Here is a 25058-nt window from a genome sequence, read left to right as displayed (position 1 = left end):
ACCACCGATCATCACAACAACCAAAAAGGCTGCCGATCAAAACCGACGGGGTACTACCAATTAATCTCATCGACTTTTGACACACTGTTGAGTTCTCAAGAATCAGACGCTCACCACCCATCAATCCCAAAGGACATCAGGCACGGGGCTGCTGGATAAAGCTACACGGTTCGTTTTCACCCGAGTCATCGGGGTCGGTCACCATGAACATCTGGTCGAACTGCTGCGCGACCGGCCTTGCGGCTTGTCTTTCGCTGCGCTGTCCAACAAGAAGAACACTAGCGGGCCCGCTCAACCAAAGACAAATCGGGTCCCCATGGTCCACATCACATCGAGCATCAAGCCTGCAACCGCAGGGTCAGCCGATGGATACGCCCGAGATGGAGCGTTTGCCCTTGCGCAATACGACCCACGAACCGTGCAGAAGCAACTCACCTTCGAGCACCTGCTCCGGGTCGGTCACGCGCACATTGTTGACGTACGCTCCCCCGTCGGTGATGGCGCGGCGGGCTGCCGACTTGCTGTCGGTCAGCCCCGAAGCCACCAAGGCATCGATCATCGTCGGTCGATCGACCGCCGCCAGATCAACCGCGCCGGCTTCCCGGAGTGCCGCAGCAAGAGTCGCTTCGGGCAGATCGGTCAGCTCTCCCCTGCCGAACAGTGCGCTGGCCGCCAGTTCGGCGGCTGCGGTCTCCTCGGCACCGTGGACCAACGTCGTGACCTCGGCGGCAAGGCGGCGCTGGGCGGCACGTAGTCCGGCCTTCTCGACGTGCGCGGCTTCGATCTCGCTGATCTCGTCCAGCGACAAGAAGGTGAACTGCCGCAGGTACTCGATGACCTTGGAGTCCTCTGCCTGGATCCACGACTGGTAGAAGGCGTAAGGACTCATCAACGCCGGGTCGAGCCACACGGTGCCGGACTCGGTCTTGCCGAACTTGGTGCCATCGGCTTTGGTGATCAGCGGCGTCGCCAACGCATGGACCTTGCCGGCGTCCGCGCGCCGGATCAACTCGACGCCCGCGGTGATGTTGCCCCATTGATCACTGCCACCGGTCTGCAGGACGCAACCGTGGCGCCGGTACAGCTCGAGGTAGTCCATCGACTGCAGCAAGACGTAGCTGAACTCGGTGTAGCTGATCCCGCTCTCGAGTCGGCTGCTGACGACATCGCGCGCCAGCATCCGATTGACCGGGAAGTGTTTGCCGATGTCACGCAGGAAATCGATCGTGCTGAGGTTCTCGGTCCAGTCGAGATTGTTGACCAGCGTTGCACCGTTGGGACCATCGAAGTCCACGAAACGTGAGACCTGAGAGCCGATACGTCCCACCCAGTCGGCAACCGTCTCACGGGTATTCATGATCCGCTCGCCGGCTTCCTTGGGGTCGCCGATCAGGCCCGTCGATCCGCCGACGAGCAGCAGAGGCTTGTGGCCGGCGAGCTGGAGACGCCGGGCGGTCAGTATCTGCAGAAGATTGCCGATGTGCAGGCTCGGCGCCGTGGGGTCGAAGCCCACGTAGTACGTGATCGACCCGGCCGACAACGCTGCCTTGAGGGCATCGCGATCTGTCGAGTGCGCGATGAGTCCGCGCGCGTCGAGGTCGTCAAGAACGTGGGTCACAGGTGTTGCCTTCCAGATGAGGGTGGATCACCGCGACTTTATCGCGGCACCTCGACGACCTACGGCTTGACTGCGACGACCGGAACAGTCGCGTCGAGCAGGATCTGCTGAGCGACGCTGCCCATGAGGATCTTGCCGACTGGACTTCGTCGTCGAATACCCAGAACCAGCGACGTCGCACCTGCCTGCTCGGCCTCGAACAGCACCGCGTCGGCGATGTTCTCTCCCATGACCTGACGAATCTCGTACTCGACTCCGTCATCGTCGAGCCGGTCACTCAACGACTGGACGTGATTGCCCCTCGCGAAGCCGGTATCGAGTCGAGGATCTGCCTTGGTGATGTTGACGACCACGATCCGATCCCCGGAGAGCTGCGACTGGCCGACGGCCCAGTCGAGGGCTGCGCGTCCGAACTCGTCCGGGCGATAAGCAACGGCAATTGTCATGACATAGACGTTACTCCGCGATCTGGCCCAGCGGAAGTGGAATATCCGTGCGGTCTCGGGCTGTTGGTCACACTGTGAGCAAAACAGTCAAGGTCGACATCTGGTCAGACATCGCATGTCCGTGGTGCTTCGTGGGCAAACGCCGATTCGAAACGGCCCTCGAGAAGTTCGAGGCAACCGGCGGAGACGTCGAAATCGAGTTCCACTCCTTCGAGCTGGCGCCCGAGACTCCCGTCGACTTCGACGGCAGTGAGGTCGACTTCTTGGTGTCCCACAAGGGTATGCAGGCCAGTCAGGTCGAGCAGATGCTCGGGCAGATGACCGAGCTCGCCGCCGCAGAGGGATTGTCGTACGACTTCGACGCCCTCCAGCACACCAACACCGTCAAAGCCCACGAGCTGCTGCACTTCGCGAAGACGCAGGGTCTGCAACTCGAGATGAGCGAACGGCTGTTCTCGGCCTACTTCGAGCAAGGTCGCCATATCGGCCGTATCGAAGACCTCGCCGATCTGGCCGGCGAGATCGGTCTCGACCGCGCCGCAGTCGTCGAGGCACTCACGAACGAGGTCCACCTGGCCGATGTGCAGGCCGACAAGCAACAGGCGGTGACCTACGGCATCAGCGGGGTCCCGTTCTTCGTGATCGACAAGAAGTTCGGCGTCTCCGGCGCTCAGGACCCCGCGGTATTCCTTGACGTCCTGCAGAAAGCATCGGCCGAATCATGACCGGGCCCCTGCAGATCGTCGGCGTCGAAGCTCCCCTGTGCGAGGACGGCGTGTGCGCCGTACCCGCCGGCGAAGAAGTCGAGCCAGCTGAGCAGAGCTAAGCCAGCAACTCTTCGGCGCGATCCCCCTTCACGGCAAGGACCGGACAGGTCGCATCGAGGATCAGCCGTTGGGCGACGCTGCCGAGCAGGAGCTTTCCTACCGGCGTCCGGGGCCTGATACCGACGACGATGAGTGATGCGTCGGTCTCCCGCGCGGCGTCGAGGACGGCCTCGGCGACGTCTGGCACGACCTCGTGACGAATGTGCGTCGTGATCTCCAAGCTGTCGAGCACTTGCTCAAGCCTGACCAGGTCGTCGTCCCCGACGAACTTGCGGTCGACGTACGAGTCGCCGCGGGTCGGATTGACGACGATCAGCTCTTCGCCGCGGCGCGCTGCCTCACCAGCTCCGTAGGACAACGCCGATCGGCCGTACTCATCCGGGCTGTACATCACCACCACAGTCATGCCGCTACCTCCGTAGAAGACCCACGATACGAAGGCATCGGCATGAAACCTGCCTCATGATTCACTCGCTGGCGCTCGCTCATGCCGCTACCTCCGTAGAAGACCCACGATACGAAGGCATCGGCATGAAACCTGCCTCATGATTCACTCGCTGGCGCTCGCTCATGCCGCTACCTCCGTCTTGTCGTTGGGTGCTGCTGTGCGCTTGTTGCGCAGGCCCGATCCGACGATCCAGACCAAGGCTGCGGCGATGATGACGTACACGATCACCGCGACCGGCTCGCTCCAGAGCGTGCTGATGTCGCCGGACGAGATCTGCAGCGACGTCGTCAGCTGCTCCTCGAGCTTCGGACCGAGGATGACGCCGATGATCAACGGCAGGACCGGGATCCCGAAGCGCCGCATCGCTAGTCCCAGCAGACCGATCACGAGCAAGATGGCCAGGTCGAAGGGCTGGAAGCTCACGCTGTACGCACCGAGCGAGGCGAAGAACAGGATTCCCGCGTACAGGTACGGACGCGGAATCTGCAGCAGTTTGGCCCACAGCGGCGCCAACGGCAGGTTCAGCAGAAGCAACAGCGTGTTGCCGATGAACAGGCTCGCCAGCAGCGCCCAGACCAGGTCGGGCTCTGTCTCGAACAGCTGCGGACCGGTCTCGATGCCATAGCTCTGGATCGCCAGGAGCATGATCGCGGCGGTCGCCGTGGTCGGCAGACCGATCGCCAGCAGCGGCACCAGCGTGCCGGCGGCCGATGCGTTATTGGCGGCCTCCGGGCCGGCAACCCCCTCGATCGCCCCTTTGCCGAACTCCTCAGGATGCTTGGACAGCTTGCGCTCGGTGACGTACGACAGGAACGTCGGGATCTCGGCGCCACCGGCAGGCAGCGCCCCGAACGGGAAGCCGAAGGCAGTGCCGCGCAACCACGGCCCCCACGAACGTCCCCAGTCCTCGCGACTCATCCAGGGCTGGCCGACCGGGATGATGTCGAGCGGACGACGACGCAGGTGCGCCGCCACCCACAGTGCTTCGCCGATCGCGAAGATGCCGACTGCGACGACCACGATGTCGATGCCGTCGGCCAGCAGCGGGCTGCCGAACGTCAATCGCGGCTGACCCGTCTGACCACCCACCAGGCCGATCGCCAGACCGAGGAACAGCCCGATGAATCCCCGCAGCCGCGACGATCCGAGCACCGCGGTGACCGCGAAGAGGGCCAGCACGATCAGCGCGAAGTTGGACGGGTTGCCGAGCTTGACGACCTGCCCGGCGACCGATGGCGCGAACAGCACCAGCAGCAGCGTGCCGATCGTGCCGGCGACGAAGGAGCCGATCGCCGCGGTCGCGAGCGCTTGGGCGGCGCGGCCCTTCTTGGCCATCTTGTTGCCCTCGATCGCGGTCACGACCGACGACGACTCCCCCGGCGTGTTGAGCAGGATCGAGGTTGTCGAACCGCCGTACATGCCGCCGTAGTAGATGCCGGCGAACATGATCAACGCGCTGTCGGGCCCGACGCTGTACGTGATCGGCAGGAGCAGCGCGAGCGTCATGGCCGGTCCGATACCCGGCAGCACGCCAACCGCGGTGCCGAGGAATACGCCGACTACGGCGTAGAACAGGTTCTGGAGGGTCAGCGCCGAGGCGAAGCCGTCCATCAACAGATTGAGTGAGTCCATCAGAGGATCCCGTCCAGGATGCCGGCGGGGATCGCGAGCCCCAGGCCGGAGTAGAAGCCGTACCAGGTGCCGACCGAGAGCGCGACGCCTACTGCGATGTCACGGATCAGGGTGCGGCTGCCCAGCACCTGCGCGGTGCCGACGAACAGCAGCGCACCCGTGATCGCCCAACCCAGCCAATCGATGAGCGCAATATTGACGGCGAACACGACGACGAGCTTGGCGACCGTCATCCAGTCACTGGGCTGTGACAAGTCGACGTCCTCGCCCTCCTCCGATTCTGGAAGATCGCCGCGGGACGTGGCCAGTGCGAGCATCACCGCGAGCAACAGGAGCACCGCGCCCACGACATACGGGAAGGCGTAGGGCTGCACGGGTTGATCGGCAAAGCCGTTCTCGAGGGTCGTCGCGTCGTATACGACATAGCCGCCGACGATGGCCAGGAACGCGGCCAATCCGTACTGGGCCTTGTCGATCGCCCGGATCGGCTGGGGTTGCTGTGCCTGCTCGAGGTCTTGCGCATCGGTACTCATGTCAGCCCCAGCTCCTTCAGCGTCGTCTCGACGCGCTCGTCCTGTTCCTTGAGGAAGGTCGCGAACTCGTCACCGGTGGCGAACGAGTCGATCCAGCCATTGCGTTCGACGACGTCCTTCCAGCCCTGAGTCCCATGCATTTCGGTGAACATCTCGACGAGTTCGTCGCGTGCCTCGTCAGAGATGCCGGGCGGCGCAAGGATGCCGCGCCAGTTCACGAATGTCATGTCGATACCCGACTCCTTGAGCGTCGGTGCGTCGACGCTTTCGAGCCGCTCTTCACCGGAGACCGCGAGGATGCGCAATGAGCCGTCTTTGAGCTGTCCCTCGAACTCGCTGGGACCCGACGTGCCGACATCGATCTTCTTGCCGAGTAGCGCGCTCGTGAGCGGTCCGCCGCCGTCGTAGACGATGTACTTGACCTGCTTGGGATCGACGCCGACGGTCTTGGCGAGCTGCATCGGGAAGAGATGGTCGGGTCCGCCGGGCGACGAACCTCCGCCGATCGTGACGCTCTTCGGATCGGACTTCCACGCCTCGACCAGATCCTGCACGGTCTTGTAGGGCGAGTCTTTCGGCACGATGAGCGCCTCTTGGTCCTCGATGAGCCGGGCGATGGGTGTCGCATCGGAGACCCTGGCCTTCGACTCGTTGGTGTACGTCGCACCCACCACGCCGAGCCCCATGGCCATCACGAGATCCTCGACACCGCGTTCGTTCAGCAATCGCTGCATCGCAACGGTGCCACCTGCGCCGATGACATTGGTGACCTCGAACCGACCCGACAGTTCCTCGTCTTCCAGGACCCGAGCCGCGGCCCGTCCGGTGAGGTCGTAGCCACCTCCGGGGCTGTTCGGGATGTACATGCTGATCCGACGGTTGGCCTGGCCGTCTCCCCCACGCGTGACACCGCAAGCAGAGATCAGCAGAGCGGCAGCGAGTATCAGCACCGCGAGCACCCGTGGCGTGCGCCTGGTCGGCATCATGGAACCTCCTGTGGTCGACCCCGAGCATGGACCCTGACTGTGGCCTGGGTCACTATTGCGGAGGCAAAGGAGGTTGTGGACATTGTGGTCACCGCGGCGTAGACGTATGACGCTTGCCGGACAGTTCCTGGTCCTGCAGCTAGTGGTTGTCGCTGTCGTGCTCACGATCGTGGGGGCGATCTCGCTGCGTCAGTCGACATCGTCGTTCGGTGCCGACCGCGGCGCTCAGATGCGATCGGTCGCCGAGTACCTCGCGAATGGTTCGGTCGTCCGCGACCAGATCGGTGAACCCGTCCCCGCGACCCGTCTGGCCCCGCCGATCGACCGCGCCGTCGGCCTGTCTGGCGCGACCGAGGTGTCGATCGCCGATCCCGGCGGCACGATCCTGTCGTCGTCCGATCCGCGCCTGGTCGGCGAACAGGCGGCGCTGGGCGAATCAGGCGTCCGGCAAGGACGCGGTTGGGTCGGTGACGTCGAGACCCGAGGGCAGCGTTACGTCGCTGGTCACGCCCCGATCATCGACGACTCCGGGCAGCTCGTCGGACTCGCGATCGCCGAACAGCGCTATCCGTCGGTGTGGTCGCGCCTCACCGACGCCGCCGGCGACCTCGCCCTGTACCTCGGCGTGGGCGCGCTGCTGGGCGTTGCCGGATCGTGGCTGCTCGCCCGTCTCGTCAAACGCCGGACCCGCGGCCTGGAGCCGCACGAGTTCGCGACGCTGGCCGATCACCGTGAAGCCCTGTTGCACAGCATCCGAGAAGGCGTCATCGCCGTCGACCCCGACAACCGGGTCACGATGGTCAATGACGGAGCACTCGATCTGCTGGGTCTCGACGACAGGGTCGTGGGCAGCCAGATCGACGACCTCGACCTTCCGCCACAGGTCGCCGCGGTGCTGACTGCCGGCGACGACAGTCAGGACGTCGTGCTGCTGGTCGGCGAACGGGTCGTGGTGTTCAACCAGAGGTCGGCATCGAGCCGCGGCGAAGGGATCGGCACGGTCACCACGATGCGCGACCGTACCGATCTCGTCTCGATGCAGAGCCAGCTCAGCTCGAATCTGTCGATCACCGACACGCTGCGCGCCCAGACCCACGAGTTCGCGAACCAACTGCACACGATCTCGGGTCTCGTGCAGCTCGGCGAGTACGAGGAGGTCACCCAGCTCATCGGCACTTTGAGTCGGCGGCGCGCCGAACTCAACGACGCCGTCACGCGGCGGGTCGACGATCCGGCAGTCGCGGCGCTGCTGATCGCCAAATCCAGCGTCGCCGCCGAGGCCGGTGTGACCCTCACGTTGACGGACGACTCGCGACTCACCGCACTGCCGCGATCGATGTCTGCCGATCTGACCACGATCGTCGGCAATCTGGTCGACAACGCCGTGGACGCCTGCCGGACCAGCACCGATCCGCATGTCATGGTGGAACTCAGCGAGACCGCAGACGAGATCCGGCTTCTGGTCAGCGACAACGGGCCCGGGGTGCCCGACGACATGGTCGAGACGATCTTCATCCGCGGTTTCTCGACCAAGCCCGATCTCCCTGGCGGTCGCGGGATAGGACTGCCCCTCGTGCGGCTCATCTGCACGCAACGTGGTGGTTCCGTCTCGGTGCACCGCGAGGACGGTGCGCAGTTCATGGTTCGGCTGCCACAGGTTTCCGCATGATCCGCGTGCTGGTCGTCGACGACGACTTCATGGTCGCGGGCATCCATGCCAAGTTCGTCGAACGCACCGAGGGGTTCGCGGTGATCGGCACGGCACGCACTGGAGCCGAGGCCCTTCAGCTCTGCGCAGACCTCGAACCCGATCTCGTCCTGCTCGACGTGCATCTGCCCGACATCAGCGGTCTCGACGTGCTGCAACGGCTCCGCGCAGGCGGCAGCACCGTCGGCGTCGTGATGGTCACCGCGGAGCGTGATGCCGAAGCGGTCCGCAGTGCCTTGCACGGCGGGGCGATGCAGTACCTGGTCAAGCCTTTCGAGTTCGCCGACTTCGCCACTCGCATGCAGCGTGTGCGGGAGGCCATCGACATGCTGGCCGACGGATCTCCCGACCAGGCCGCTATCGACCGGGCCTTCGGTGCGCCTCCGACCGCGAGCACGACCCTGCCCAAAGGCCTGAGTCCCGAGTCCGCCGAGCTGGTGGCGCGGGCGCTGTCCACGTCAGGTGAGCTGTCGGCGGCCGAGTGCGGGAAGCAGGTCGGATTGTCGCGGGTCAGCGCGCGCCGATACCTGGAGTTCTTCGTCGACCAAGGACGGGCCGCCGTTCGGCTCAACTACGGCAATGCCGGACGGCCGGAACGCCGCTACCGTTCGCTTCCGTGATGCGCTACTACGGTCAGCCTGACGTCGGCGCCCGCGGGCTGCGACGGTAGGCCGACACGGTCGGATGACCCGTGATCCAGAACCGCCACGGGACGTCGGCGGCCTTCGACACCCCGACTCGCGGACCGGCGGTCACAGGTGGCGCGGGATCGGCTGCGGGTCCCAGGCGCACGCCTTCTGTCGCCAACAGATCCGTGCCGAGATCCTCCAGCGTCAGCCCGAGGGTGCGTGCGAGGTTGCCGGGGCCCCGGGCCAGACGAACGTCCGGCACGCCGGTCCGCCGCTCGCGAGCCACTTCAAAGCCGTCGACGACCTCCCCTGCGCGAATCAGGACCGCAGCGGCCTGCTCCGTCGGGCCGGTCACGACGTTCGCGCAGAAATGCATCCCGTATGAGCGGTATACGTACAACCGCCACGGCGGGCCGTACATGATCTCGCTTCGTGCGGTGCGGGTGAAGGCGTGCGATGCAGGGTCCTCGATGCCGCCGTACGCCTCGACCTCGGTGATGCGGACAGCGACACCGTGGCCGTGCAGCACTCGGCCGAGGAGCGATCGAGCACGCTGCTGGACCGGATCAGTCACGGATCCGATGGTCAACTGACCGACTCGATGACGACATCCTTCTTCGGTGCCACTCCGTCGGCACCGTTGCCCTCATCGGCGATCTTCTGGGCCAGCTTGAGCCCGGCGTCGTCGACGGAACCGAAGACCGTGAATTTGGGATCCAACTCGGCATCGGCCAGCACGATGAAGAACTGCGAACCGTTCGTGTCGGGGCCAGAGTTGGCCATCGCAAGAGTTCCGGCCGGATACTTCTCATCGCCCTTCAGCTCATCGGCATACGCATATCCGGGACCACCGGTGCCCGTCGCGGAAGGATCGCCGCACTGCAGCACGAATCCGGGGACGAGCCGGTGGCACTTCGTGTCGTCGAAATAGCCCTGCTTGGCCAAGGAGACGAACGAGTTGACCGTGCACGGCGCCGTGTCGGGCTTGAGCGTGGCCTCGATGTCGCCTCGGTTGGTGGCGATCGTCAACGAACTGGCGCTCTCGGGCTTGGCCGGCGGCACCTTCGCGTCCTTCGCCGCATCGTCACTCTTGTTGTAGACGCATTCACCCGAAGCGGCCGGGGCGTCGGCCGTCGCGGCCGGCGCATCGCTGGACTTCGCGGCCGGCGCAGGATCGGACTCCGAGCTGCCGCACGCGGCGAGTCCTCCTGTCACGAGCAGCAGGGCGGAGGCGGCGAAAAGACGAATACGCATGGCAGGAGCCTAGCGAGGTGGTGGTTCAGGCCAGCCGGGCCCGCAGCTCGGCGAGCTGTTCGGTGACCCGGACCTGCGCCGTGCCGCCACGCGAATCCCGCGAGGCCAGCGAACCCTCGACGGTCAAAACGTCACGAACACCGGGTGTCAGGGCGGGCGAGATCGCGGCGAAGTCATCGTCCGACAGGTCCCACAGCTCGATGCCGCGCTGCTCGCACACCTGGACGCAGGCCCCCGACAACTCATGTGCCACCCGGAACGGCACTCCTTCGCGGACAAGCCATTCGGCGATATCGGTCGCCAGTGCGAATCCTTGGGGCGCCAGGGCTTGCATGCGGTCGGTGTTGAACGTGAGCGTCCCGATCATGCCCGTGAACGCCGGCAACAAGACTTCGAGCGTGTCGATCGAGTCGAAAACCGGCTCCTTGTCCTCTTGCAGATCGCGGTTGTACGCCAGCGGCAGGCCTTTCAAGGTGGCCAGCAGACCGGTGAGATTGCCGATCAACCGCCCCGACTTGCCGCGCGCGAGCTCGGCGATGTCGGGGTTCTTCTTCTGCGGCATGATGCTGGACCCCGTGGAGTATCCGTCGTGCAATGTAACGAAGTCGAATTCCTTGGTGTTCCAAATGATGATCTCTTCGGCGAGGCGGGAGACGTCGACGCCGATCTGCGCCGTCACGAAGGCGAACTCGGCCACGAAGTCACGTGCTGCGGTGCCGTCGATCGAGTTGGCCGTGGATCCGGTGAAACCGAGATCCGCAGCAACCTTCTCCGGGTCGAGCCCGAGCGACGAGCCGGCGAGCGCGCCCGATCCGTACGGCGAATCGGCCGCGACGCGCGCATCCCAGTCGGCCAACCGGTCGAGATCACGGACCAATGGCCAGGCGTGGGCCAGCAGATGGTGTGAGAGCAGCACGGGCTGCGCGTGCTGCAGATGCGTCCGTCCGGGCATCGCGACCCCCAGATGAGTGTCGGCCTGTGCCGCGAGCGCCTCGACCAGTTCGGTCACCAGCGTCGTGATCCGGCGACCGTGGTCGCGCAGGTACATCTTGAACAGTGTCGCGATCTGATCATTGCGCGACCGTCCGGCGCGCAGACGTCCGCCGAGATCCGGACCGAGTCGCTCCAGCAAGCCGCGTTCGAGGGCCGTGTGCACATCCTCGTCACCCGGTTCGGCAGCGAAGGCGCCTGACTCGACATCGGCTGCGAGCGCGTCGATACCCGCGATCAGCGCCGTGAGGTCGTCACGGCTCAGCAGGCCAGCGGCCTGGAGTACGAAGGCGTGGGCACGCGAGCCTGCCAGGTCATAGGGGGCAAGGCGCCAATCGAAGTGCGTCGAACGGGACAACTCGACGAGCTCGGGCGACGGCCCCGAGGCGAACCGCCCACCCCACAGGGCCGTCCCCTCGCCAGATTCCGGGAGTGAGTTGTTGTCAGTCATGAGTTCTCCTTGGAGGTCGGACCGGCAAGATCCGTGAAACGGGTGGCGACGGCCGCGCCGCCGGCGGGATCACTGCAGATCAGCAGGACGGTGTCATCTCCGGCGATCGTGCCGATCACATCGCCCGGCGCGGAGTGGTCGATCGCGGAGGCGAGATATTGCGCGGCACCTGGCGGTGTGCGCAGGACGACGAGATTGGCCGATGACTCAGCGGTCACCAGCAACTCGCGGGCGATCCGGGCGAGTCGTGCCTCCCCCGCGATACTGCCGGTGGCAGGGCGCGGCGTCCTGTCGCCGCCCTCCCCCGGGACTGCATAGACCAGTCCACTGTCACCGTGCCGGACGCGCACCGCATCGAGTTCGACGAGGTCACGCGAGACCGTCGAAGGCGTCGCGTTGACACCTTGTTCCTCGAGCAGATCCACCAGGTCGCCTTGGGATCTCACCGCATGGCGACCAAGCAGCTCGACAATGAGCTGTTGACGTGCCGTCTTGGTGTCAGCGGTGCTCATGTGGCGGCCTTCTCCAGCAGATAGACCATGACGGCCTTCTGGGCGTGCAGACGGTTCTCCGCTTCGTCCCACACGACGCTTTGCGGACCGTCGAGCACCTCAGAAGTGATCTCCAGGCCCCGGTAGGCGGGCAGGCAGTGCAGCACGATCGCGTCGGGCGCGGCGAGGGCGAGCGTCTGCGCGGTGATCGAGTAGTCGCCGAACAGCGCGAGTCGGGCGTCCTTCTCGGCCTCCTGCCCCATCGAGACCCAGGTGTCCGTGATGACGACGTCTGCACCGGAGATGGCAGCGGTCGGATCGTCCGTGACGACAACCGAACCACCCGTCGTCACGGCAATCGCCTCGGCATCGCTGACGATCTTCGGATCAGGCTGATAGCCCTTCGGCGCGCCGATACGCACATGCATGCTGGCCGTGGCACCGCCCAGCAGATACGAGTGGCCCATGTTGTTGGCGCCGTCACCCAGATAGGCCACGGTCAGACCCGCGAGCTTGCCTTTGTGCTCGATGACGGTCTGCCAGTCGGCCAGGATCTGACACGGATGGAAATCATCGCTCAGCGCATTGATGACCGGAACACCCGCATGGGCCGCCATCTCCTCCAAGCCCGCCTGCGAATAGGTCCGCCACACGATTGCGCTGGTCATCCGGCCGAGCACGCGGGCCGTGTCGGCCGGCGACTCGCCTCGACCGCCTTGGGTCGAACCGGTGTCGAGGATCAACGGGCTACCGCCGAGATCGGCGATGCCGACCGCGAACGAAACCCGAGTACGGGTCGAGGCCTTGTCGAAGATGACCGCGACGGTCTGCGGTCCGGCCAGCGGCTTGCGGCCATAGGGATCGGCTTTGATCTGGGCCGCGAGCGCCAGCACCTCGGCCTGCTCGGCAGGGGTCAGATCGTCATCGCGCAGAAAGTGCCGAGTCATACCGACACCTGGTCGAGGATGCCCCGAATCGCGGTCACGGCATCGGCTGCCTGGTCCTCGCTGAGGATCAGCGGCGGTGCCAGGCGCAGACGCTCCGGCGTCGGGTTGTTGAGGATCAATCCAGCCTCGAGCGCGGCCTTGTGCACCTCGGCCGACAAGGGTTCGCGCAGGACGACACCGACGAGCAGGCCGCGGCCGGTCACTTCGGCGACGAGCGGATGGTCTTGCAGACCTCGGCGAAGCTGATCGCCGATCGTCGTGACGTGCTCCAGCAGGTTTTCGGACTCGATGACCTCGATGACGGCCAGCGCCGCAGCCGTCGCGACGGCATTGCCGCCGAACGTCGTGCCGTGATTGCCCGGCTGCAGGAGGCTTCCGGCTTCGCCGATCGCGATACACGCACCGATCGGCATGCCACCGCCCAGGCCCTTGGCCAGCGTCATGAGGTCGGGGACGATGCCGGACTCAGTGTGCGCGAACCACGCGCCGGTCCGACCCACGCCGGTCTGGATCTCATCGAGCCACAACAGTGCACCGTGACGGGCCGTGATCTCACGCGCTGCCTGCAAATACCCGGCAGGCGGATCGACGACGCCGGCCTCGCCCTGGATCGGCTCGACCAGGAACGCGGCAACCGTCTCGTCGATCGCGGCTTCCAGCGCGGCAACATCGCCGTAGGGAATGAACGTGACATCGCCGGGAAGCGGTTCGAACGGAGCCCGGTACGCCTCCTTCGAGGTCAGCGCCAAGGCGCCCATCGTCCGGCCGTGGAACGATCCCTCGGCGACGACGATCTTGGTCCGCCCGGTGCGGCGGGTCACCTTGAACGCCGCCTCATTGGCCTCGGTGCCGGAGTTGGTGAAGAAGACCCGGCCGTCATGGCCGACGAGCTGGATCAGCTTCTCGGCGAGTCGGATCTGCGGCTCGGTCGCGAAGAAGTTGGACGTATGGCCGAGGGTCGACAACTGCTCCGTGACGGCCCCGATGACGGCCGGATGCGCGTGCCCCAGGGCATTGACCGCGATACCGGCCAACAGATCGAGGTACTTCGTGCCCTCGGCGTCCCAGACATAGGCGCCCTCACCACGTACGAGCATCCGGGCGGGCGTGCCGAATGTGTTCATGACGGCGCCTTGGTAGCGCTCCTGCCAGGGTGTGGTCGAATCGGCGGTCATGTCTTGTCCTTGTTGACACTGGTCGAGTACAAAGCGGTACGAAGGCGGGTCTGGGCGCCGGGCACAACTTGTGTGCCCACACCCTCATCGGTGAAGATCTCGAGCAGTACGGCGTGGGGTTCGCGGCCGTCGATCACGGTCGCGCGCTTGACCCCCTCCTCGACGGCCTTGAGGCATGCGGTCATCTTGGGGATCATGCCCGTCGCCAGCCCGGGGATCAGCTCGGCGAGCGCCTCCGGACTGATCTCGCCGATGACATCGCTGCTGTTGGGCCAGTCGGCGTACAGCCCCTCAACGTCGGTCAGGACGAGCAGCTTCTCCGCACCGAGCGCGACGGCGAGCGCAGCTGCGGCCGTGTCGGCGTTGACGTTGTGGACCTGGCCGTGGACGTCGGGCGCGACCGTCGAGACGACCGGAATACGCCCTGCATCGATCAGGTCGAGGACAGCCTCGGGACGGACTCCGACAACTTCGCCGACCAGCCCGATATCGGTTTCGACCCCGTCGATGATCGGCATGGTCTTCTCGGCGGTGAACAATCCACCGTCCTCACCCGACAGCCCGACGGCGAGGTCACCGTGCTGGTTGAGCAGGCCGACCAGCTCGCGACCGACCTGACCGGTCAGCACCATCCGGACGACTTCCATCGTCTCTGGGGTCGTGACGCGCAGACCGCCGCGGAACTCCGACTCGATGCCGAGCTTGTCGAGCATCGAACTGATCTGGGGTCCGCCGCCGTGCACGACGACGGGTTTGAAGCCGGCCAGCCGCAAGAACACGATGTCCTCGGCGAACGCCCGCTTGAGGGTGTCATCGGTCATGGCGTTTCCGCCGTACTTCACCACGAGGACTTTGCCGTGGTACTTCTTCAGCCAGGGCAGGGCGTCCGCGAGGGTGGCGGCCTTGTCAGTGGCCTTCTTCCAGTCTTCCGGATGCCATTCGTGGTCCGAGGTCAGATCTTCTGTCATGAGGAGTACGCCGAATTCTCGTGGACGTAAGCCTGGGTCAGGTCGTTGGTCCAGATGGTGCCCGACTGATCGCCGGACTTGAGGTCGATGGTCACCGAGACTGCGCGCTCATCGAGGTTGATCGAGTCGGGCGACTCCCCCGGCCCGCTGTTGCGGCACACCCACACGCCGTTGAGTGCGACGTCGAGATCGGCCGGATCGAAGGCTGCCTGCGTCGTGCCCACCGAGGCCAGGATGCGTCCCCAGTTGGGGTCTTTGCCGTAGATCGCGCACTTGAACAGATTGCTGCGGGCCACGGACCGTCCGACCTCGAGCGCATCGTCGACCGTGGCGGCATTGACGACCTCGATCGCGATCTCGTGATCGGCACCCTCGGCGTCGGCCAGCAACTGGATCGCCAGGTCGTGACACACCGCGGTGACCGCCGCAGTGAATTCGGCTGCCTCAGGCGTCACATCTGCTGCCCCCGACGCCATCAGCAGGACGGTGTCATTGGTCGATTGGCAACCGTCGGAGTCGAGCCGGTCGAATGTCAACGCCGTCGCCGCACGGAGCGCCGCGTCGGCGGTCGCTGCGTCGACATCGGCGTCGGTTGTGATGACCACGAGCATCGTGGCCAACGCGGGCGCCAGCATGCCCGCGCCCTTGGCCATTCCGCCGACGGTCCAGCCTTCGCCGTGAGCGACAGCCTCCTTGGCGACGGTGTCTGTCGTCATGATCGCGGTGGCCGCTGATGCACCACCCTCGGGGCTGAGCCCTGCGACGGCCTCGCGAACGCCCGACAATACCTGCTCACGGTCGTTCAGCAGACCGATCAGGCCCGTCGAACACACCTGGATCTCGACCGCACCGACTCCCAGCAGTTCGCCGGCCAGTTCTGCCGTCTGGTGCGTCGTGGCGAAGCCCTCCGCGCCGGTGTAGCAGTTGGCGCCGCCTGAGTTGATGACGACCGCGCTGGCCGTGCCGGTCTTGATGGCCTGCTCACTCCACAAGACCGGATTGGCCTTGCAACGGTTGCTCGTATAGACCGCAGCAGCGGCCTTGGACGGGCCCTGGTTGACGACGACGGCCAGATCAGGCGCGCCGGACGTCTTGAGTCCTGCGGTAACGCCTGCGGCGGTGAAGCCCTTGGCTGCGGTGACGGTCATGGAGAAACTCCGATGGTGGTGAGTCCCGTGGTCTCCGGGAGACCCAGGGCAAGGTTCATGGACTGGATGGCACCGCCGGCGGTGCCCTTGACGAGGTTGTCGATCGCCGACACGACGACCAGACGTCGCGCTCGGGCGTCGATCGCGACCTGCAGCTGCGCGGTGTTCGCGCCGAGAGTCGCGGCCGTCGTGGGCCACTGTCCCTCGGGCAACAGGTGGATGAACGGCTCATCGTCGTAGGCAGCCTGGTAGGCGGCACGCACCGCAGCGAGATCGACACCGTCCTTGATGCGGGCAGTGGTCGTGGCCAGAATCCCGCGAGCCATCGGCACCAACGTCGGGGTGAACGAGATCGTGACCTCGTCGGCGCCGGCCAGGCGCAGATTCTGCATGATCTCGGGAACGTGACGATGGGTTCCGCCGACCCCGTACGGTGAGGCCGCCCCGAGGCCCTCAGATGCCATCAGGTGCGCCTTGGGAGCTTTGCCGGCGCCCGAATAGCCATTGGCCAGCACCGCCACCAGATCCGTCGGCTCGACGAGTCCCGCCGCGACCGCTGGCTGGATCCCGAGAGTTATCGCCGTGACATTGCAACCGGGCACCGCGATGCGATTGACACCCGCGAGCGTGTCGCGCTGGCGTCCGGTCCCGACGATGAGTTCCGGCAGGCCGTACGGCCAGGTGCCGGCGTGCTCCCCGCCGTAGAACTCGGTCCATTCATCGGCCGAATCGAGCCTGAAGTCAGCACCCAGGTCGATGACCATGACGTCATCGCCCAGCTGAGCTGCGACCGCCCCGGACTCCCCGTGCGGCAGGCCCAGGAAGACGACGTCGTGACCTGAGAGAGTCTCAGTCGTGGTCGGCTGGAGGATGCGGTCGGCCAAGGGAACCAGGTGCGGGTGATGGGCTCCCAAGGCCGTGCCGGCGCTGGAGGCCGCGGTGAGCGCGCCTATCTCGACATTCGGATGTGACAGCAGGAGCCGCAGCACCTCGCCGCCGGCGTACCCGCTCGCGCCGGCCACGGCGACAGTGATCGTGGTCATTTCTCCACCTTTGCAGACAAGGAAATCTTGGGGACGTAGCTCAGTCGGTGCCGAACTCCATGGCTGCCGCGTCGAGGGCTTGCTCTTCGTCCCCGGCGATCGCAGGATTCGCCTCGATACGAGTGGCTCCGCCGGCCGGCAATTCACCGAACAGCGTGCCGTTCTCGACGAGAACCTGTCCCTGGTCGAGCGGCTGCGCCGCGTACAGCTCGAGCATCGCGCGTGAGTCCGCGATATCGAGATTGCGCATCGTCAGCTGGCCGATACGGTCGGTCGGGCCGAACACCGCGTTCTCGGTGCGCTCCATCGAGAGCTTCTCGGGATGGTAGGAGAAGTGGGGGCCCTGGGTGTCGAGGATCGTGTAGTCCTCGCCCCGCCGCAGCCGGATCGTGACCTCGCCGGTGACAACCGAGGCGATCCAGCGCTGCACCGACTCGCGCAGCATCATGGCCTGCGGATCGAGCCAGCGTCCTTCGTACATCAGCCGGCCGAGACGACGACCATGCTGGTGGAAGTTGGCGATCGTGTCCTCGTTGTGGATCGCATTGACGAGGCGTTCATAGGCGATGTGCAGCAAAGCCATGCCCGGCGCCTCGTAGATGCCGCGGCTCTTGGCCTCGATGATGCGGTTCTCGATCTGGTCGGACATGCCGAGACCGTGGCGCCCGCCGATCGTGTTGGCTTCGTGGACGAGAGCGACGGGATCGCCTCCAAAGGCCTGTCCATTGATCGCCACAGGACGGCCCGCCTCGAATGAGATCGTGACGTCCTCAGTTGTGATCTCGACCGCCGGATCCCAGAACTTGACGCCCATGATCGGGTCGACGGTCTCAAGCGAGGTGTCGAGGTGCTCGAGGGTCTTGGCCTCGTGTGTCGCGCCCCAGATGTTGGCGTCGGTCGAGTAGGCCTTCTCCTGGCTGTCGCGATACGGCAGGTTCCGCTCGGTGAGCCACTGGCTCATCTCGGTGCGTCCGCCAAGCTCGGCGACGAAGGCCGCGTCGAGCCAGGGCTTGTAGATCCGCAGAGCCGGGTTGGCCAGCAGTCCGTAGCGGTAGAACCGCTCGATGTCATTGCCCTTGAACGTCGAACCGTCGCCCCAGATGTCGACGCCGTCCTCGTGCATGGCCCGCACCAGCAGCGTGCCGGTGACGGCGCGACCCAGCGGCGTCGTGTTGAAGTAGGTACGTCCACCTGAGCGGATGTGGAACGCTCCGCAGGCCAGCGCGGCGAGACCTTCGTCGACCAGCGGCCGCTTGCAGTCGATCGACCGCGCCAGTTCGGCGCCGTACTCCATGGCCCGTCCGGGAATGCCGGAGATGTCCGGTTCGTCGTACTGACCGATGTCGGCGGTGTAGGTGCAGGGAATCGCGCCCTTGTCGCGCATCCACGCAACGGCGACGGAGGTGTCGAGACCTCCGGAGAAGGCGATGCCGACGCGTTCGCCGGATGGAAGACTGGTGAGAACCTTTGACATATTCACATTCTTGCACAGTCCTGCAAGTACTTGCATCAGGGGGTCTTGAAGATCCGGTCCCATGACGCGGTGCTGGCCCTAGGATGCAGATCATGAAGCGGATCCTGCTGCGCATCCTCGTGCTCATCATCGCGGCGGGATTCGTGATCATGCCGACGCTGGCGTCATGGGTGTCCGAGGAAACCGCCGGCGGGCCTGATCCGGTGAGGATCAGCGACTACCGGGCCGACTACACCATCAGCGCCGACGGAACCCTGGTCGCCAAGGAGACGCTCACGACCGAGTTCCCGATCGGGCGCCACGGCATCTTCCGCTACTGGGACCTGGCCGATCCATCAGATTCACACGTCCGACTCAAACCGGAGAACATCGCGGTTGAACTCGACGGGGCCAAGGCGCCATTCAACCTGTTGTGGCAGCAGGGCCGCAAGATTCGGGTCGCCAAGATCGGTGATGCCGATTCCGTAGTTCCCGCCGGCACGCACACGTACACGATTCGGTACACCATCAAGGGCGTCCTGTCCCCCAGCGATGTGGGCTCCGGAGCCTTCGGTTCGTCCAGCTGGACCGATGAGCAGCCGACCGAGTCGGTCTTCTACTGGAACGTCGTGGCCCAAGGGTGGTCGATGGACATCGACAAGGCGACGACCAATGTCACTTTGCCCACTCCGTCAGGACAAGTGCAGTGCACGACCGGATTCGAAGGCACCGGACTCGGGACGAAAGGCGAATGCCGGATCGACGGAGTCGACACCGACCGGATCACCCTCACCGCAGGGCCGCTCGCGCCCAACACCCCCGTGACCGTGCGGGTGGGGTTGCCGGTTGAAACCCCCGACCGGGTGACCGTGCCGTGGCCAGCGCAGTTCGACCGCGCGCTCGGTACGTCGGTCGTGAACCTGGTCATCGTCGTAGTCATCACGATCGGCCTCGCGCTGATCGGCTACTGGTTCGACCGACGTTCCCGCGAGGACAAGCCCGGCTATCCCGTCACCTTCGAGCCCCCGAACGGGCTCGGCCCGGTCCAAACGGCGTACCTCACGACCGAGACGGCGCCTGGACGCGGCCTCGTCGCGACACTGCTGTACCAGGCCGAACAGGGGCTCACGACGCTGACCGACAACGGTGACAAATCGTGGACCATCGCGGGGATCGGGGATGCGGAAGCCTGGGCAAAAACCGATGACGTGACGCGGTTCGTCGGGACTCAGCTCGGCGTCACCACGCCCGGAGCAGTGTTCGAGTCGAGCGGCAGTTCAGTGGAGTCGGGACAGCAGCTGCAGGCGGTACGCAATGCGATTCCCGCCCAGACCAGCACCTGGGCGTCCAATATCGGCGCGCAGAAGATCGCCACCTCAGAGAATCTCGCCAGAGCTCTGACGGCTCTCTCACTCCTGGCCATGATCGGCATCGGGATCTTCTGGCATCCGCCGGTATCGATTTACCTGCTGCCGCTCGCGGGCCTCGCGATCGGCGGCGCGGGCCTGTTCACGGCCGGGGTGGGCAAACGCCGTACCCCGCTCGGACGTGACCTCTGGTCACGAGCCGGGGGCTTCGAGCGCATGCTGTCGACCGATTCGGCCCAAGACCGGTTCGACTTCAGCGGCAAGAACGATCTCTACACCGCCTACATCCCCTATGCCGTCGCCTTCGACTGCGCAGACCGGTGGGCGCGCAAATACGAGATCGCAACAGGCACGCCCGCTCCCATTCCGCTCTGGTACGGCGGCGGAGCGTCCACCGGCACATCGGTCGGCTTCATCGGAGGCCATGACTCGTTCTCGGGATTCGAGTCGTCCTTGGCCTCCTCGATCAGCGCGTACGCGGCCACCCAATCCTCGTCTTCCTCTGGCGGAGGTGGAGGCGGGGGCGGCGGTGGTGGTGGAGGCGGCGGTGGTTCCTGGTAGTCCCCGAGAAAATCAGCACGTATTCAACACCTAGGAGAACGCATGATCTGGATCATCCTCGCCGTCATCGTCGTGGCACTCGTGCTGTTCGGCGTCACAGCGTTCAACAAGTTACGCAAGGCCGATATCGGCGCCCAGGAGGCGCTCGGCGGAATCGACGTGCAGCTGACCCGTCGAGCCGACCTCATCCCCAACCTTGTCAACGCCGTCAAGGGATATGCCCAGCATGAGAAGGGCGTCTTCGAAGCGGTGACCGAGGCGCGCGCCGGCGTCAAGAAGGCTGCGGACGGCGGAACCGTCGCCGAGAAGGCCGCCGCCGAACAGGTGCTCGACAAGGCCATCGTCGACGTTCTCGCAGTGGCCGAGGCCTACCCCGAGCTCAAGGCATCGGAGAACTTCCTGCACCTGCAGGCTGAGTTGTCCGATACCGAGAACAAGATCTCGTTCGCACGCCAGTACTACAACGACGCTGTCGCAACACTCAACAACCTGGTCAAGACGATTCCGTGGATGTTCTTCGCCGGCGTCGCGAAAGTGACGGCAAGAGACTTCTACAAGGCCCCAGAAGGCCAGACAACTCCCCCACCCGTCCAGTTCTAACGCTCATGAGTCACTGAATTACGAGTCGTGAGTCACTCGGTTACGGATCAACCGTAACTAAGCGACTCGCGGACGGTAACCCAGTGACTCATGAGCGTTAGGTGCGGAGGGTTGCTCCGGTTCGCCTGCTCGCTTCGCTCACGGCGTGTTCCCTGACTTCGCGGATCTCTTTTTCCGTCAGGGTGTGGTCTTGAGCCCGCAGACGCAGGGCGAAGGCCAGGGACTTCTTGCCCTCGGGGACCTGACTGCCGCTGTAGACGTCGAACAGGCGCGCCGATTCGATCAGCTCACTCGATCCCGCGATCGCTGCCTCGAGCTCGCCGGCAGCAACCGAAACATCGACGACAAAAGCCAGATCCTCCTTGGCGACCGGGAACGTCGAGAACTCCGGGCGGGGACCGACTGCCGGCGAAGCGGCAATCAGCGCGTCCAGATCGATCTCGGCGGCGGCCACGCGGGCCGGCAGCCCGTACGCCTTGAGCACGCGCGGGTGCAGCTCACCGGCATGTCCGATGACTTCGCCGTCCAGCACGATCTCGGCGCAACGGCCGGGGTGCCACGGCGCGGTCTGCGCTTGACGCACCTCGACGTCGACGAACATCGAGGAGGCCAGCTGACGCACCACTGCGATCGCGTCGGCCCAGCTTGCGGCACGCCCGGGCCCGGCCCAGCCCGACCGGATCCGTTCACCGCTCATCACGAGCCCGACGTGGAACGGCTGGTGAGGCAGCGAAACGTCGAATGCGGCCAGCTCTTCATCGGAGGGACGTCGATCGACACCGTAGATCGGTGCCTCACCCGCACCGACCTGGGGCAGGAAGACCCGTCCCGTCTCGGTGATGTGGACATCGGAGTGTCCCCGGCCGACGTTGAGCGCCAGGCTGCGCAGCAGTCCGGTCAGCAGGGTCGTCGTCAGCCCGGGCTCTTCGGCCGACAACGGATTCTCCAGCAGCACCTGACGGCGGCGGGCATCGTCGGCGTCGAGTCCGAGCTTGTCCCAGTCGCCAGGGCCGGCGAACGGGAACGTCTTGACCTCGACCAGTCCGGCTCCGGCCAGCACCATGCCGGCGCGGCGACGCAGCTTCTGCGACGCCGTCAGGCCGCGACCTGCCGGAGCCGTCGGCACGATCGAGGGCACCTTGTCATATCCGACGACGCGCAGCACCTCTTCGACGACGTCATAGGGATCGGTCAGATCGGGACGCCAGGTCGGCGGGGTCACCGTGAGCTGGTCACCGTCGACCGCCACAACGCAGCCATTGACCTCGAGCGCGGAGATCGCCGTCGGCGCGTCGATATCGACGCCGGTGATCCGGGACGGCAGGTCGGCCGTCACGACTATCGGCGACGGATCAGGCCCCTGGCCCACAATCGTCAGACCCGGTGAGACAGTTCCGCCACCCAGTTCGGCGAGCAGTTCGGCCACCCGCGTCGTGGCTCGCGCCTGCAACGTCGTGTCGATACCGCGCTCATTGCGCTTACCGGCTTCGGACGTCAGCTTGTGACGGCGGGCCGCCCGGAAGACCGTCGGCGGATCGAAGTAGGCGGCCTCGATCACGATATTGGTCGTGTTGTCGTCGATCTCGACCGAGTCGGCACCCATGACGCCGGCCAGACCCACCGGGCCGTTGTCGTCGGCGATCAGCAGATCGGCCGGGTCCAACGGACGGACGACATCGTCGAGGGTCTTGATCGACTCGCCCTCGTGCGCACGTCGCACCACGATGTCACCGCGCAGCTTGTCCTTGTCATATGCGTGCGAGGGCTGACCCAGCTCGAGCATGACGTAGTTGCTGACGTCGACGGCGAGCGAGATCGATCGCATACCTGCCAGCTCGAGCCGACTCGACATCCACGCTGGCGTAGGGCTGCTCGGGTCAAAGCCGGTGACCTCACGCATCGTGAACACCGGACAGGCCGCAGGGTCGTCGACCCGGACGGGATACGACTCGCCCGACGTCTCGACCGGGATGTCGGCCGGATCGTGGAACGGCACACCGAAGGCGATGGCCGCGTCGCGGGCGACACCGCGCATCGACAGCGCGTACGCCCGGTCGGGGTTGACCTCGAGGTCGAGGACCTCCTCACCGAGTCCGAGCAGCTCGATCGCGTCGTCGCCGGGCTTGGCCGAGTCGGGATCGAGGACGATGATTCCGCTGGCGTCACCTGGCAGTCCGACCTCGGAGGTCGAGCAGATCATGCCGTCGGACACGTGCCCGTAGGTCTTGCGCGCCGAGATCACGCCCCCCGGGATGTACTGCGCCAAGGACGGCAGCACCGTGCCAGGTAGCGAGACGACGACGAGATCGCCTTCGACGAAGTTGTGCGCACCGCAGATGATGCCGCGCGACGGCACGTCTTCGCCGGGGGCGTCGGGCACTGAGGGGTCATTGTGCTCGGGACCGACGTCGACCCGGCACCAGTTGATCGTCTTGCCGTTCTTCTGCTCTTCCTTGACCAGGTTGAGCACCCGACCGACGGTCAGCGGTCCACTGATACCGGACGAGACGATCTCTTCGAGTTTGAGGTCGAACGCCGTGAGACGCGCAGCCAGGTCGACGGTCGACAGGCCCGCAGGCAGGTCGACGTACTCGTGCAACCAGCTGACAGGAACACGCATTACAGCTCAACTCCGAACGGCTCGGTGAAACGGATGTCGCCATCGAACAGATCGCGCAGATCGGCGATGTCGTAGCGGGACGTGATGGTGCGATCGATGCCGATGCCGAATGCGAAGCCCGAGTACCGTTCGGGGTCGACACCGCAGGCGATCAGCACGCGCGGGTTGACGACGCCGCAGCCGCCCCACTCGACCCAGCCTTCGCCCTTGCACGTACGGCAGTCGGCGACCGCGTCGGGCTCGTTGTGGCACACGTAGCAGAGCAGGTCCATCTCGGCGCTCGGCTCGGTGAACGGGAAGTACGACGGACGGAACCGGGTCGTCATACCGTCGCCGTAGATCGCCTGCGCGAAATGGTCGAGCGTGCCTTTCAGGTGCGCCATCGACAGTCCTTCGTCGATCGCGAGCCCCTCAACCTGGTGGAACACCGGCGAATGCGTCGCGTCGAGCTCGTCGGTGCGAAAGACGCGCCCGGGGCACGCGATGTAGATGGGTGGTTTGCGGGTCAGCATCGTCCGGGCCTGCACCGGCGACGTGTGGGTGCGCAGCACCATCGCGGCCTTTTCGGGAGTGACCCAGAACGTGTCCTGCATCGTGCGTGCCGGATGGTCCGGGCCGAGGTTCAGCGCATCGAAGTTGAGCCACTCGGCCTCGACCTCGGGACCCTCGGCGATCTCCCAGCCCATCGAGACGAAGATGTCGGCGATGTGCTCGGACAATGTCGTGATCGGATGGCGTGCTCCCACCGGGGCGACATCCCACGGCAATGTCACGTCGACCGTCTCGGTGACCAGCGCCTGCTCCTCGGCGGCCGCTTCGGCTTCGGCAGTCTTGGCCGCCAGCGCCTGATTGATTGCGCCGCGCGCCTGGCCGATGCGCTGACCGGCCTCCTTGCGCGCCTGAGGCGGCAGCGCACCGATCTCGCGGTTGGCCAAAGCGATGGGCGAACGATCGCCGACATGGTCGGCCCGCACCTGCAGCAGCTCCTCCAGCGAGCTGGCGGCATCGATCGCGGCCAAGGCCTCGACGCGCATCCGCTCGATCTCATCTGCGTGCAACGGAGTCACTTCCACCGGGTCGTACGACGAGTTGGGCGCGGACACAGCAAACCTGGCTTTCGATCGGGACGTGCCCGCAAGATCCGGGGCACCCCCTGAGTCTAG

General features: G+C 65.5%; 23 protein-coding genes. 5 read left to right on the top strand and 18 right to left on the bottom strand.

The window, feature by feature from the left end; all coding sequences use genetic code 11:
* Positions 1 to 358 precede the first annotated feature (358 nt).
* A complete protein-coding gene (gene tyrS, locus ACXJKC_RS21525) occupies positions 359 to 1618 on the bottom strand; it encodes a tyrosine--tRNA ligase (protein WP_456698807.1) in 1260 nt (419 codons plus the stop codon).
* A gap of 59 nt (positions 1619 to 1677) precedes the next feature.
* Positions 1678 to 2064, bottom strand: coding sequence for a universal stress protein (locus ACXJKC_RS21520; protein ID WP_456698806.1), 387 nt, complete (start codon positions 2062 to 2064; stop codon positions 1678 to 1680).
* Between the two features lie 74 nt (positions 2065 to 2138).
* Here ACXJKC_RS21520 and ACXJKC_RS21515 point away from each other — a divergent pair, with 74 nt between their 5' ends.
* A complete protein-coding gene (locus tag ACXJKC_RS21515) occupies positions 2139 to 2789 on the top strand; it encodes a DsbA family oxidoreductase (protein WP_456698805.1) in 651 nt (216 codons plus the stop codon).
* Positions 2790 to 2886: 97 nt separating this feature from the next.
* Here the strand turns inward: ACXJKC_RS21515 and ACXJKC_RS21510 are convergent, their stop codons facing one another.
* From ACXJKC_RS21510 to ACXJKC_RS21495, 4 genes are all read right to left on the bottom strand, one after another.
* A complete protein-coding gene (locus ACXJKC_RS21510; RefSeq protein ID WP_456698804.1) occupies positions 2887 to 3297 on the bottom strand; it encodes a universal stress protein in 411 nt (136 codons plus the stop codon).
* Positions 3298 to 3459: 162 nt separating this feature from the next.
* Positions 3460 to 4971: a tripartite tricarboxylate transporter permease gene (locus tag ACXJKC_RS21505; RefSeq protein WP_456698803.1), complete on the bottom strand. Its 1512-nt coding sequence runs from the start codon at positions 4969 to 4971 to the stop codon at positions 3460 to 3462.
* Positions 4971 to 5504, bottom strand: coding sequence for a tripartite tricarboxylate transporter TctB family protein (locus ACXJKC_RS21500; protein WP_456698802.1), 534 nt, complete (start codon positions 5502 to 5504; stop codon positions 4971 to 4973). The genes ACXJKC_RS21505 and ACXJKC_RS21500 overlap by 1 nt, the downstream gene beginning before the upstream one ends.
* Entirely contained in the window at positions 5501 to 6490 is a 990-nt protein-coding gene (locus ACXJKC_RS21495; protein ID WP_456698801.1) for a Bug family tripartite tricarboxylate transporter substrate binding protein, read from the bottom strand. The genes ACXJKC_RS21500 and ACXJKC_RS21495 overlap by 4 nt, the downstream gene beginning before the upstream one ends.
* A gap of 106 nt (positions 6491 to 6596) precedes the next feature.
* On the opposite strand from ACXJKC_RS21495, the gene ACXJKC_RS21490 reads away from it, so the two are divergent.
* The gene (locus tag ACXJKC_RS21490) at positions 6597 to 8159 is read left to right on the top strand and encodes an ATP-binding protein (RefSeq protein ID WP_456698800.1); all 1563 of its coding nucleotides are present in this window, start codon (positions 6597 to 6599) and stop codon (positions 8157 to 8159) included.
* On the top strand, positions 8156 to 8818 hold the full coding sequence (locus ACXJKC_RS21485) for a response regulator (protein WP_456698799.1): 663 nt from the start codon (positions 8156 to 8158) through the stop codon (positions 8816 to 8818). Before ACXJKC_RS21490 ends, ACXJKC_RS21485 begins: the two co-directional genes overlap by 4 nt.
* A 13-nt stretch (positions 8819 to 8831) precedes the next feature.
* Here the strand turns inward: ACXJKC_RS21485 and ACXJKC_RS21480 are convergent, their stop codons facing one another.
* Genes ACXJKC_RS21480 through argG form a run of 10 tightly spaced genes read right to left on the bottom strand, consistent with a single transcriptional unit; the run spans position 8832 to position 18768 of the window.
* On the bottom strand, positions 8832 to 9401 hold the full coding sequence (locus ACXJKC_RS21480) for a DNA-3-methyladenine glycosylase (RefSeq protein WP_456698798.1): 570 nt from the start codon (positions 9399 to 9401) through the stop codon (positions 8832 to 8834).
* Positions 9402 to 9412: 11 nt separating this feature from the next.
* Positions 9413 to 10081 carry a peptidylprolyl isomerase gene (locus ACXJKC_RS21475; protein ID WP_456698797.1) on the bottom strand — a complete coding sequence of 223 codons (669 nt, stop codon included), beginning with the start codon at positions 10079 to 10081 and terminating at the stop codon, positions 9413 to 9415.
* Between the two features lie 25 nt (positions 10082 to 10106).
* Complete coding sequence (gene argH / locus ACXJKC_RS21470; RefSeq protein ID WP_456698796.1) at positions 10107 to 11522, bottom strand: argininosuccinate lyase; 1416 nt, start codon at positions 11520 to 11522, stop codon at positions 10107 to 10109.
* On the bottom strand, positions 11519 to 12034 hold the full coding sequence (locus tag ACXJKC_RS21465; protein WP_456698795.1) for an arginine repressor: 516 nt from the start codon (positions 12032 to 12034) through the stop codon (positions 11519 to 11521). Before ACXJKC_RS21465 ends, argH begins: the two co-directional genes overlap by 4 nt.
* Entirely contained in the window at positions 12031 to 12960 is a 930-nt protein-coding gene (argF, locus tag ACXJKC_RS21460; protein ID WP_456698794.1) for an ornithine carbamoyltransferase, read from the bottom strand. Before argF ends, ACXJKC_RS21465 begins: the two co-directional genes overlap by 4 nt.
* Complete coding sequence (locus ACXJKC_RS21455) at positions 12957 to 14135, bottom strand: acetylornithine transaminase (protein WP_456698793.1); 1179 nt, start codon at positions 14133 to 14135, stop codon at positions 12957 to 12959. Before ACXJKC_RS21455 ends, argF begins: the two co-directional genes overlap by 4 nt.
* Positions 14132 to 15103, bottom strand: coding sequence for an acetylglutamate kinase (argB, locus tag ACXJKC_RS21450; protein WP_456698792.1), 972 nt, complete (start codon positions 15101 to 15103; stop codon positions 14132 to 14134). The genes ACXJKC_RS21455 and argB overlap by 4 nt, the downstream gene beginning before the upstream one ends.
* Positions 15100 to 16251: a bifunctional glutamate N-acetyltransferase/amino-acid acetyltransferase ArgJ gene (gene argJ, locus ACXJKC_RS21445; RefSeq protein WP_456698791.1), complete on the bottom strand. Its 1152-nt coding sequence runs from the start codon at positions 16249 to 16251 to the stop codon at positions 15100 to 15102. Before argJ ends, argB begins: the two co-directional genes overlap by 4 nt.
* The gene (argC, locus tag ACXJKC_RS21440; RefSeq protein ID WP_456698790.1) at positions 16248 to 17294 is read right to left on the bottom strand and encodes an N-acetyl-gamma-glutamyl-phosphate reductase; all 1047 of its coding nucleotides are present in this window, start codon (positions 17292 to 17294) and stop codon (positions 16248 to 16250) included. The genes argJ and argC overlap by 4 nt, the downstream gene beginning before the upstream one ends.
* A 40-nt stretch (positions 17295 to 17334) precedes the next feature.
* A complete protein-coding gene (gene argG / locus ACXJKC_RS21435) occupies positions 17335 to 18768 on the bottom strand; it encodes an argininosuccinate synthase (RefSeq protein WP_456698789.1) in 1434 nt (477 codons plus the stop codon).
* 92 nt (positions 18769 to 18860) lie between these two features.
* Between argG and ACXJKC_RS21430 the strand changes: the two genes are divergently transcribed.
* The gene (locus ACXJKC_RS21430) at positions 18861 to 20675 is read left to right on the top strand and encodes a DUF2207 domain-containing protein (protein WP_456698788.1); all 1815 of its coding nucleotides are present in this window, start codon (positions 18861 to 18863) and stop codon (positions 20673 to 20675) included.
* Positions 20676 to 20717: 42 nt separating this feature from the next.
* A complete protein-coding gene (locus ACXJKC_RS21425; RefSeq protein WP_456698787.1) occupies positions 20718 to 21275 on the top strand; it encodes a LemA family protein in 558 nt (185 codons plus the stop codon).
* Between the two features lie 97 nt (positions 21276 to 21372).
* On the opposite strand, the gene pheT is transcribed toward ACXJKC_RS21425, so the two are convergent.
* Together pheT and pheS are read right to left on the bottom strand one after the other, a co-directional pair.
* A complete protein-coding gene (gene pheT, locus ACXJKC_RS21420; protein ID WP_456698786.1) occupies positions 21373 to 23895 on the bottom strand; it encodes a phenylalanine--tRNA ligase subunit beta in 2523 nt (840 codons plus the stop codon).
* Positions 23895 to 24998: a phenylalanine--tRNA ligase subunit alpha gene (gene pheS, locus ACXJKC_RS21415; protein WP_456698785.1), complete on the bottom strand. Its 1104-nt coding sequence runs from the start codon at positions 24996 to 24998 to the stop codon at positions 23895 to 23897. The genes pheT and pheS overlap by 1 nt, the downstream gene beginning before the upstream one ends.
* Positions 24999 to 25058 lie beyond the last annotated feature (60 nt).

The sequence above is a fragment of the Aeromicrobium sp. P5_D10 genome (genome assembly GCF_054049535.1).
Note: the sequence above shows the minus strand (reverse complement) of the source record. Positions and strands in the feature narration are given on the sequence as shown.